The sequence below is a fragment of the Paenibacillus artemisiicola genome (assembly GCF_017652985.1).
Taxonomy (GTDB): domain Bacteria; phylum Bacillota; class Bacilli; order Paenibacillales; family Paenibacillaceae; genus Paenibacillus_Z; species Paenibacillus_Z artemisiicola.
The window spans coordinates 186,216-196,834 of record NZ_JAGGDJ010000005.1 but is presented as its reverse complement, the minus strand read 5'-3'; the positions used below and the strand labels follow the sequence as shown (position 1 = coordinate 196,834).

Here is a 10,619-nt window from a genome sequence, read left to right as displayed (position 1 = left end):
AAGACATGGTGGGGACTGAAGAATTATCACCAACCCACTTAATATATTGCACCCAATCTTGCCCCCTTGATTCTCTAAAAAAGGCTTTATCTCTATCTAAGTTGGGATCAAACGTTGTAACACTTACGTTCTTTACAGTTCTACCAGGAAAAGAAAAAGAATAAGGGTTATTTATTGTTACTCCAATTTTACCAGGAGAATCAGGGCTCCAGTTACCACCGGAGGAATCTGACCAAATATCCTCGTATACAAATCCTACCGCATAGCGTTTATTTGAATTTAGGAGAGCTCCATCAGGATAGCTTACTTTTTCACGAACAGGAATTATACTCGGATTGGCATTATCCGCGACTGCAATTTCAAGGAAATTGTTTGAAAATATAGCGTTAAACAATATTACAATTCCAATGAATGCAACTAATACTTTTGCATATCTACTCAACCCGTATACCTCCATGGGTTCTTAATCATAATTTTGGCATATGTATTGCTAGAAATCATAATAGAACTCCTTATATCAAAAAAATTAATTTTACTAAGACTACTTAAGTTTCCACCTATTTTTTTCAGGTCGTTATAATAAAAGTGAACTCCTTTAATAGGAATATTGGTTAAATATGTAAGACCATAACCAACAGCTGGAGTCTGGCTTGAAAGATAATAATAGTCACTAGGCATTGATGCACGCGAATTGATGATAGTTTGTAAATAAGGATGATTGTTTTGATCAAAAGCAATGTCCATCCGGTTATAAGTATTTACATCATCTTTAAAAGGAAACTCAGATGAATCTACCACAAATGTCTTTTGATACGTTCCAGATCCACTATTAGTTAAAATTTCGTCGCCTTTGAAATAAGGCAGATAAGGCTTAAAATCAACAGCTTGCTTCACATCTTTTAAACTGGGTACCTCCTTACTCCCCACCCACACAAACTTCAAAATGCCATCCCACTCAACGGCAACATTCAACCCTTCGCTAATCACTCTAAGAGGCACAAGGGTTCTGCCGTTTTCAACGGTTGCCGCTTGCAGCAGCGTCGTTGTTTTGCCATTCATCACGGCCGTTTTCGAACCGATCGTCAGCTCGATCTTACTCTTTCCCTTGGTCACCGTGATGTTATTGCCGTTCAACACGATGGTACCATCCATTTTCTCCGCAATGACCCGCAGCGGTACCAATACGGTGCCGTCTACGAGTTTTGGCTTCACGTCGGAGGCCAGTTTTCTGGCATCGAACAACACTTCGATCGGCATGTCGACCGATACGATGCGCGGATTCTCCGCCGAAGCCGCTCCCCCTCCGATCAAACTCCCAACCAAAGCCGTCGCGGCCGCCAAGACCGCCAATCTCCTCTTCTTCACACCTATACCCTCCTATTAATTCCGCCAGATCATCTCTATCGGAGCACCCGGCTTCCTTGTCTTCTTCCTATCAGCGAAACCTTCAGGCAGAGCGACCTGCGCCATCCGCCCAAAGTCCTGCCGATTAACATATTCTACCACCTTTCGCTAGATTTCGACGAGCCCTCTCCCCTTAAAGATCCCCCTAAGTTTTCGTGGCTCCCCAGCGCGCGAAAACGTCAAAAAGCACCTGCCTGCAAGCTGAATAAACCAGCCTGCAAACAGGTGCTTCCTGCTGCATATGAGGCACGAACGTCCTCGAATCTCTTCCTATTTTAGCCAGATCGCCGACAAATTTCAACCTTATTTTTACGGCCTCTGGGTCCTTGGGGCGCCGCCTACGACTCCGTCAGCATCTGCAGCCACCGGTTCGCGGAATGCTGCCACGTGAAGTAGCGTTCCACCCGCTCGCGGCTGAGCAATCCCATCTGCCGGCGCAGCGGGTCGTTGCGCAGCAGCTCCAGCAGCCGCAGGCGCATCTCCGCGGCGACGTTCTCGGGATCGACCAGGAACCCGGTCGTCCCGTCGACGATGATCTCTTTCATGCCGCCCGCCCGCGTGGCCACGACCGGCAGCCCGCAGGACATCGCCTCCACGTTCACGAGCCCGAACGCCTCGCGCTTGCCGGACGGGACGACCGCCACGTCGGCCCCGAGAAACCAGCTCGGCACCTCGGAGTACGGCACGTACGGCACGAAAGCGACGTGGTTCTGCAGCTTCCGGCCGAGGCGGTGCAGCTCGCGCACGTACGCCGTCGTCCGGTTGGAGCCGTAGAACGCCCCGCCGACGATGACCAGCAGCACCGACGGGTGCTCCTGGATCAGCTGCGGCATCAGCTTCAGCAGATGATGCACGCCCTTGATCGGCTGCAGCCGGCCCATGAACAGCACGACGCTGCGTCCGGTCCATTTGCGCTTCGCGCGCAGCTCCGCCCGCCGGTTCGCGCCTTCGGCCGAATACTGCGACGGGAACCGTTCGACGTCGACGCCGGGGTAGACGACCCGGAGCTTATCCGCGCATTGGGGGACGCGCTTCGCCGCATCCTCCCGCAGAAACTCGCTGTTCACGATAATGCGTTCGGCGGCGTGAAAGCATTGCGTCAACGTGCGCACGGGAATCGCCCGCTCCTGAATGAACGTGTTGGAATGCAGGTTCAGCCAGATCCGCTTGTTCGGCTGCGCCTGCTTGAGCCGGAGCACGTAGCGGGGACGGTTCTCCACCTGAAGCAGATCGGGACGAAGCCGGCCGACCGCGCGCCGGACGGAGGCGATGTAGCGCTGTTTGCTGGCCGCCGGGAAGCGGACGACGGTCGCTCCGCCCAACCGCCCCCGCTTGCCGAGGGAGCGTCCGATGCGGCCGTAAATATGAGCTTCGATGCGGGGAACGAGCAGCGGGACGATTTTCTCGACGACGCGCTCGACCGAGCTGCTGCCCGGGGATGGCAGAGGAAACGTACCCGGCGTCACGAAGGCGACTCTGGGTTTCTCCATGGCGCGACTGACCGCCTCTCCTGTAATGTGCTGTTACAGCATACGCAAGGGAGGCAAGCCGGCAACCGCCATCTGCCTGTCTTCGCCGGTTTCCGCCAGCCTAACTATCCGTCCCCGTCCAAGCCCGGGCCGCCAGCAAACTCAGCGCGTAGACCCCCAAATACCCGCCGCCGGCCATGAAGAGCGGGCTCAGCAGCACCTCGTGCACCTGCGTCATGAACACCGTATCGTCAAGCAGCGTCCGCATGACGGCATGCGCCGCCTCCGCGAAGAACGCCAAATACGCGAGCACCGCCGCCACGTCCAGCAGCCGCCGCGCCCCGCGGGATTTCAGCCGAAGCCACGCAAGCAGCGCGCCTCCGGCAGCCGTACCCAATAGCACCCATAACGTCATGTTCCATCACCTCATCTCCAGCTTTCGCAGACGCCGCCGCCCTTAAACCCGCGGGCATGGATTCTATTGATAATTACCCCGCGATATGTCACACTAGTCGCAGACCAACCAGAAACTGCCCTTTATCCGAGAGAGGACGTGAACTACCGGCATGAGCAAATGGCTGCTCCGATCCATGACCGAGCTTAGCTCGCGCAAATGGATATCGCGCATAACCGGCCGCTTCGCACAATCGCCCGCCAGCCGGCCCTTTATACCGAGATTCGCCCGCATGTACGGCATCGCCGTGCAGGAGGCGGAGAAGCAGCTGCACGAATATAGCACGCTCAACGAATTTTTCACGAGGCGCCTGAAGCCCGGCTCCCGTCCGGTCGACGCCGACTCCGACGCGGTCGTCAGTCCCGTCGACGCGCTGATCACCGGCTGCGGCCCCATTCGCCAAGGGACGATCTTGAACGTCAAAGGCCAGGATTACACGATCGAGGAGCTCCTCAACCGTTCGCCGCGCACCGAGAATTACAAGAACGGCTACTTCATCGTGCTCTACTTAAGCCCGACCGATTACCATCGCATACATACGCCCGTCACGGGCACCGTCGTCGAACGCGAGCACGTGCCCGGCAAAGTCTATCCCGTCAACGAGTTCGGCCTGCGCCACATGCGGCGGGTGCTGAGCCGCAACGAACGGCTCATTACCTACATGCGCCACGCCGGCGCCGAAACGGCCATCGTCAAGGTCGGGGCCCTGAACGTGAGCAGCATCAAATACGTCCTGCCCCTGCGCGATAAAATGCAGAAGGGCGACGATCTCGCCTATTTCGAATTCGGCTCCACCGTCGTGCTGCTCACGGAAGACGACAGCTTCGTCCCGCGGAGCGATCTCGTCGTCGGCTTGAAGGTCCGCATGGGCGAGAAGCTCGGCACGCTGGTCGAAGGCTGAACGGGCGCGCACCAGCCTTCGCGGGGACGCTCATCCGACTATCTCCTCTATCGCAGTCAGAACGATGAACGCAAAGAAGCGGCAAGCCCCGAGGCTTGCCGCTTCTTTGCGTTCATTCGCCGCCGAGCTCCCGGCACGCCGCCTCGATCGCCGCTCCGCCCGCGGCGATGGCCGCCTCCTTCAAATGCGCGAAGCCGAACAGCGCCGTGCAGGGGCGCTCGCCGTCCCCTTCCCACAGCCTGTCGCCGAACGACCAGTCGACGCCTCTCTCCGCGCAGATCGCCCGCAGCCGCGCATAATCCGCCGGATTGCCCCGCCACTCCGCGTACATGTGGAGTCCCGCGTCCGCCGGCACGAACCGGAACCACGGCGCGAGCCGCGCTTCCACCGCTTCCCGGAACGCCAGCAGCCGGCGCCCGACCGTCCGTTTCATCCGCCGCACATGCTTCGCGTACGCCCCGCTGCCGATAAAATGCGCCAGCGCGCGCTGCTCGACGAGCGCGGACGGATGCGGCTCCAGCAGCGCCTTCGCGAGCCGAAACGGCTCTGCCAGCGCATCCGGCAGCACGACGTAGCCGATGCGCAGATCGACGAACATCGTCTTCGAGAACGTGCCGATGTACACGACCCGCTCCTCCCGGTCGAGCGCCTTCAGCGGCTCGACCGGCCGGCCGCCCCAGCGCAGCTCGCTGTCGTAATCGTCCTCGACGATCACCGCGCCGCGCCGCGACGCCCAGGCGAGCAGCGCCGCCCGGCGCTTCGCGGACAGCACCGCCCCGGTCGGAAACTGCCGGGTCGGCGTGACGAGCAGCAGCCCCGCGTCCCAGTCCTCCGGCACGATGCCGTCGTCGTCGACGCCGGCCGCGAGTAGCGCGCCGCCCTGCGCCGTCACGGCGCGGCGGAAGCCGGCGTAGCCCGGATTCTCCACCACGACCGGCAGGCCCTGCCGCACGAGCAGCATCGACAGCAGCGCGATCGCCTGCATGGAGCCGTTGGTAATGCACACGTTCTCGGCGCCGCAGCGAATGCCGCGTTCCCGCCGCAGCTCGTGCGCGATCGCCTCGCGCAGCGGCAGATAGCCTTCGGCCGGGGCCGCGATGCGCGGGAACGCCGCCGTCATCTCGCGAATCTCGGCATGCAGGGCGGACTTCCACGCCTCCGCCGGGAACAGCTCCGCGTCCGTCTCCCGCAGCCGGAAGCTGATCGGCCCCGCGCCGTCGCCAAGCGGCGGCAAGGGATGCCGCTCCACGAACCCGAACCGGTCCCGCGAGGCGACGAGCCGCTCGCCCCAGGCCGACAGCGCGATCGCCGCGTCCGCGCCCTTTTGCCGTGGGGCCCTGGGCGCGGAAGCAAGCGGCTCCACGAAGGTGCCGCTGCCCGTCTCCGTCCGCGCGAAGCCTTCCGCGACCAGCATCTCGTAGGCCGCGTTCGCCGACCCGCGCGACAAGCCGTACAGCTCCGCGAGCTTGCGGCTCGAAGGCAGACGCGTCCCGCCGGGCAGCGTGCCGTTCACGATGCTTTCCCGCAGCGCCTGGAACAGCGCCTCCGTCTTGCGCCCCAGCTCCTCGTAATGCCGGTCGTACGGAATGCGAAAATCCTGATTCATGCCGTCCTGCCCGCCTCCATTCCGCTCACGGCTTCTAAATCGGTCCAATAAAACTAATCATAATTGGATCTTTTTGATTGTCAATGCGCGCGGTATGCTAAGAGCTATCTTACGGAAAACGGAGGCCTGCCCCATGCGCAGAACGGAATTCGAAATCAAAGACGACGAGCGGGAGGAAATCGAGCGCTTCCTCGCGGAGATGAGCTTCGGCTTTCTCGGCACGGCGGGGCCGGACGGCGCGCCGTCCATGACGCCGCTGAACTTCGTGTACGACGGCGGCAAGCTGTACTTTCACGGCAGCCGGATCGGAGAGAAAATGGCGCGGCTGCAGGCGGACCCGCGCGTGACGTTCATGGTCGCGAAGGAATACGCGATCATCCCGTCCTACTTCACCGATCCGCTGATGGCGTGCCCGGCGACGGCGTATTTCAAATCAGTGCGGATCGACGGACGAGCCGCCGTCGTGCAGGACCCCGCGGAGAAAGCGGCCGCGCTGGAAGCGTTCATGCGGAAGATTCAGCCCGAAGGCGGCTACAAGACGATCGACGCGTCGGATCCCGATTACGTCCCCCGCCTGAAGGGCGTGGCGGTCGTGCGCATCGACCCCGATCGGGTCACCGGCAAGTTCAAGTTCGGGCAGAACCTGAAGGAGCCGGTCCGCGAAGCCGTGACGGATCGGCTGACGGCGCGCGGACTGCCCCTCGACGCGGAGACGGCCGCCCTGATGGAACGGTATTGCCCGCACGCGAAAGGCACGCTCGGCGATTGAGCCGCTTCCCGTTCCCAATGGCCGCGACGGTTGCGGCGCAGCCCCGCCACGCGCCACGCAGCAGAAAAGCCCGCCGGCCAATCGGGTAGGCACCGCCTACCGGATTTCCGACGGGCTTTTGCCCGTGTACTGCTTGAACTGCCGGCTGAAGAAGAAAATATCCCGGTACCCGAGCGCGTCCGCGACCTCCGTCACGTTCATCCCGGCGTGCATGAGCAGATGCTGCGCCCGTTCGATCCGCGTCTTGATCATGTACGTTTGCACCGAGGAGCCGATCATTTCCTTGAACTTGATGGAGAAGTACCGCGGCGACAGCTGCGCCCGCGCGGCCAAGTCCTCGACGCGGTGCGCGACCCCGGGATTTTGGCGAATGAAGTTGGCGATCTCGTGGATCGCTTCCGTCAGCTGGTTGCTCGCCTTGCGCTCCACCGGCCCTTCCCGGTCCTCGCGGAGCAGGTGGATGATCAACTGCTTCAGGATCAGCTGCGCCTCTTCCTCGGCGGCGTACGTCTTCACGAGGAACAACCGGACGTAGCGGGAGAGCAGGTATTCGAAGTCCACGGTTTCCTGAAGCACCCGGTACGGCTGCGGGATCAGGTCCACCGGCTCTTTGACGTCGAAATGAATGTACGTCAGCACCAAGGGCCGCTGGGGATTGTGCGTCGCGCTCGTGAAGTCGCCCGGCCGGAACAGGAAGCAGCTTCCCTTGCCCACGGGCACCGGCACGCCGTTCAGCAGCACTTCCCCGCTGCCGCTCCAGACGTAGAACAGGTCGTAATTGGCGAGCGGCTTCTCGCGCTTCTGCCACTTCCACCCCGGCTCGCAGACGATTTTGGCGAAGGCGGGCTTTAATTGCAACGCAGTCGGCGACACGTGAAGCATCCGCAGACGTCCTCCCCTCGAAAACAATGTCGAAGACATCATACAATACCGCCGAATCCTTTGCCAACTCGTCCCGAAAGCCGGTCTTGTCATTTTCAAATAATGTTCCGAATTTCCGCGGCGAGCGTGGCCTATCCGTCGCGAAGAGTGGTATAATAGCGACTAAACGGTTTCCGCCCGGAAATCCGTTACGAGACCTCCCGGAAGGATGAATGAAGTCCATGAACCCACTTGCCCAGCAATTGAACGCGACGATTGAGCGCGAGAACGGTCACGTTTTCTCCATGTTGTCCGCACTCGGCAAAGCGATTTATTTTCCGAAAGAAGGCATCTTGAGCCAATCCGCGGAAGCAAAAGCGAAGGCGAAGAAATTCAACGCAACGATCGGCATCGCGATCGAGAACGGTCAGCCGATGCACCTGAAGGTCATTCAAGACACCTTGTCCGCGTACAATCCGAAGGATCTGTACGAATACGCGCCTCCGGCCGGGAAGCCCGAGCTGCGCGCGGCATGGCGGACGAAAATGCTGAAGGAAAACCCGTCGCTCGCGAACAAGACGTACGGCAATCCCATCGCGACCAACGCCTTGACCCACGGCCTCAGCATCGTTGCGGACCTGTTCGCGGACGCAGGGGACCCCGTCATCATTCCGAACAAGAACTGGGAAAATTACGAGCTGACCTTCGGCGTGCGCCGCGGGGCGGACATCGTGGAATATCCGCTGTACAACGGCGAGAACCGTTTCAATAGCGACGGCCTTCGCGAAGCGCTGCTGGCGCAGAAGAGCAAGGGCAAGGCGATCGTCGTGCTGAACTTCCCGAACAATCCGACGGGCTACACGCCGGGCGCGGAAGAGGGCAAGGCGATCATGGCGGCGCTGCGGGACGCGGCGGAAGCCGGCATCAACGTCGTGGTCGTCACCGACGATGCCTACTTCGGCCTCTTCTTCGAGGGCTCGATGCACGAATCGCTGTTCGGCCAGCTGGCGGGCCTGCACCCGCGCATCCTGCCGATCAAGGTCGACGGCGCGACGAAGGAAGAGTACGTCTGGGGCTTCCGCGTCGGCTTCATCACGTACGCGACGGAATCCGAAGCGATTCTGAGCGCGCTGGAGCAGAAGACGCTCGGCATCATCCGCGCGACGATCTCGAGCGGGCCGCACCCGTCGCAGACGTTCGTGCTGAAGGCGCTGCAGTCGCCGGAATTCGAGACGCAGAAGGAAGAGAAGTACGCGATCATGAAGGGCCGCGCCAATAAAGTAAAAGCGCTGCTCGACGGCGGCCGCTACGGCGACGTTTGGACGTACTACCCGTTCAACTCCGGCTACTTCATGTGCCTGAAGCTGAAGGACACCGACGCGGAAGCGGTGCGCACGCGCTTGCTCGACGCGTACGGCATCGGCACGATCGCGCTCGGCGAAACCGACCTGCGCGTGGCGTTCTCGTGCATCGAGGAAGAGCATCTCGAAGAGCTGTTCGATACGATTCATAAGGCCGTGCAAGAGGTAGCGGTGGCGAGCCAATAAGCTCCGGTTTTGGGTTGGGCGCTCCCGTGGTGCTTCGCACCAAAGTCGCTCCCGACCTCAAAACCTGCGCATGCGCAGGTCTGCAGACGAGCGCGGCTCCGGTTTTGCGATGGGCACTCCCGTGGTGTTCCACCAAAGTCGTTCCCATTCGCAAAACCTACGCTAGGGTTTTTGGGGCTCGCCGTATGGTAGTCTCGCCAACAAAGCGAAAGCATGAAAAGAAGCAGTCGCGAGCATTTCGCGACTGCTTCTTTTTCGTATTAAAGTCCGCTATTCCGTCGCTTCCTTCAGCCTCACTTCGGGAGCTGCAGTCCCTTCCTGCGCGGCTTCGGCATTCGGCTTCGGGCCGAATTTGGGCGGCGCCGGGCCGAGGACGAGCCAGGCGCCGCGGATATAGCGGTGGGCCGGCAGCAGGACGAGGAGCGACGCGCCCAGCGCGAAGACGAATCCTCCGGCCGTCCAGAGATGATAGACCAGCGGCGTGGCGCTCGCCGGGGGATGCCGGTGATACAGCAGCAGGAAGAACGGATGAACGAGATAGACGCCGAACGACAACGCGCCGAGATCCGCGAGGACGGCGGACGGTTTCCCCGCCATTCGTCCTTTAACGATCCGGAAGCAAGCTCCGAGCAGCACGAGCGTCGTCAGCAGCGTGAACAGGTTGTAGCCGATCTCGAACCAGTAGCCCTCCGGCACCGTTCCGCCGGACCGGTACGCGACATGCATCCGGAGGAAGCCGGCGGACACGGCGAGCCACAGCGCCGCGATCAGCCCGAACCGCAGCTTTCCGCCGCGGCCGCGGCCTTGATCGCCGACGCCGAGCCATGACTTGAGCGCGTCCGGCCGCATGCCCCCGTAGGCGCCGAGCAGGAAGGCCGCGAAGTACGTGAATGACCAGCTGCCTTTCGCCTCGAGGTGCCAGACGTTCAGGTGCAGCAGATAGAACGCCCACTGCGCGCCGAAGCCGAGCGGCACGGCCCACGCGGCCGGCAGGCGCAGCTTCCGGAACAGCAGCAGCAGGAGCGGAAACAGCACGTACAGCTGAATCGTAATGATCACGTAATACAAGTGCGGGTAGGCGCCGCCGTTCAGCAAATGCTTTCCGAACCGGCCCAGGATGTCGGCCGGCTCCCAGGACCGGTGCTTCAGCGCCGATACGGCCAGCTCGTAGCCGAGCGAGACCGAGATGTACGGCACGACGAGCTGTTTCAGCCGCTTCCCGTAAAATGCCCCGAGCCCGGACCGCGTCATCGGCCGGTCGAAATAATTGTAAAAGAGCACGAATCCCGTCAAAAAGATAAACGCCGGCACGCAAAACAGCGAAAACGCGTTAAGCGCGACGTACGCCTCCCGGACCCAGGAATTTTGCACCTCGACCACCGCCGAAGACGTGGCATGCACCGTCAGTACGCCGAGGATCGCGAGGCCGCGCAGCATTTCCAGCTCCGGCAGCCGCTCTTTGCGGACCGCCTCCGCAGCGGGAATCGTTCTTGTTGTCGTTCGCAGGTCAGCCACCTCCGTTTCGCAGCGCGATTTTCCGGACTACCTATTTATACTGTTTCAATAATGATTTGAAACTATGAGCGGCAGGCGGATTATGGGAATCTC

General features: G+C 60.7%; 9 protein-coding genes. 3 read left to right on the top strand and 6 right to left on the bottom strand.

Annotated features, from left to right (window positions below):
* Positions 1–438: 438 nt before the first annotated feature.
* From I8J29_RS11090 to I8J29_RS11080, 3 genes are all read right to left on the bottom strand, one after another.
* Positions 439–1,365, bottom strand: coding sequence for a copper amine oxidase N-terminal domain-containing protein (locus tag I8J29_RS11090; RefSeq protein ID WP_208847677.1), 927 nt, complete (start codon positions 1,363–1,365; stop codon positions 439–441).
* A 377-nt stretch (positions 1,366–1,742) separates the two neighbouring features.
* Complete coding sequence (locus tag I8J29_RS11085) at positions 1,743–2,894, bottom strand: glycosyltransferase family 4 protein (protein WP_208847676.1); 1,152 nt, start codon at positions 2,892–2,894, stop codon at positions 1,743–1,745.
* 100 nt (positions 2,895–2,994) lie between these two features.
* Positions 2,995–3,288, bottom strand: coding sequence for a hypothetical protein (locus I8J29_RS11080; protein ID WP_208847675.1), 294 nt, complete (start codon positions 3,286–3,288; stop codon positions 2,995–2,997).
* A 151-nt stretch (positions 3,289–3,439) separates the two neighbouring features.
* Here I8J29_RS11080 and asd point away from each other — a divergent pair, with 151 nt between their 5' ends.
* Complete coding sequence (asd, locus tag I8J29_RS11075) at positions 3,440–4,228, top strand: archaetidylserine decarboxylase (protein ID WP_208847674.1); 789 nt, start codon at positions 3,440–3,442, stop codon at positions 4,226–4,228.
* A 112-nt stretch (positions 4,229–4,340) separates the two neighbouring features.
* Here asd and pdxR read toward each other — a convergent pair whose 3' ends face one another.
* Complete coding sequence (pdxR, locus tag I8J29_RS11070; RefSeq protein ID WP_208847673.1) at positions 4,341–5,834, bottom strand: MocR-like pyridoxine biosynthesis transcription factor PdxR; 1,494 nt, start codon at positions 5,832–5,834, stop codon at positions 4,341–4,343.
* A gap of 133 nt (positions 5,835–5,967) precedes the next feature.
* On the opposite strand from pdxR, the gene I8J29_RS11065 reads away from it, so the two are divergent.
* Positions 5,968–6,603, top strand: a complete 636-nt coding sequence (locus tag I8J29_RS11065) for a pyridoxamine 5'-phosphate oxidase family protein (protein WP_208847672.1) — start codon at positions 5,968–5,970, stop codon at positions 6,601–6,603.
* A 96-nt stretch (positions 6,604–6,699) separates the two neighbouring features.
* Here I8J29_RS11065 and I8J29_RS11060 read toward each other — a convergent pair whose 3' ends face one another.
* Positions 6,700–7,485: a helix-turn-helix domain-containing protein gene (locus I8J29_RS11060; protein WP_208847671.1), complete on the bottom strand. Its 786-nt coding sequence runs from the start codon at positions 7,483–7,485 to the stop codon at positions 6,700–6,702.
* 221 nt (positions 7,486–7,706) lie between these two features.
* Between I8J29_RS11060 and I8J29_RS11055 the strand changes: the two genes are divergently transcribed.
* Complete coding sequence (locus tag I8J29_RS11055) at positions 7,707–9,011, top strand: aminotransferase class I/II-fold pyridoxal phosphate-dependent enzyme (RefSeq protein ID WP_208847670.1); 1,305 nt, start codon at positions 7,707–7,709, stop codon at positions 9,009–9,011.
* A 270-nt stretch (positions 9,012–9,281) separates the two neighbouring features.
* On the opposite strand, the gene I8J29_RS11050 is transcribed toward I8J29_RS11055, so the two are convergent.
* Entirely contained in the window at positions 9,282–10,526 is a 1,245-nt protein-coding gene (locus I8J29_RS11050) for an acyltransferase (protein WP_208847669.1), read from the bottom strand.
* Positions 10,527–10,619 lie beyond the last annotated feature (93 nt).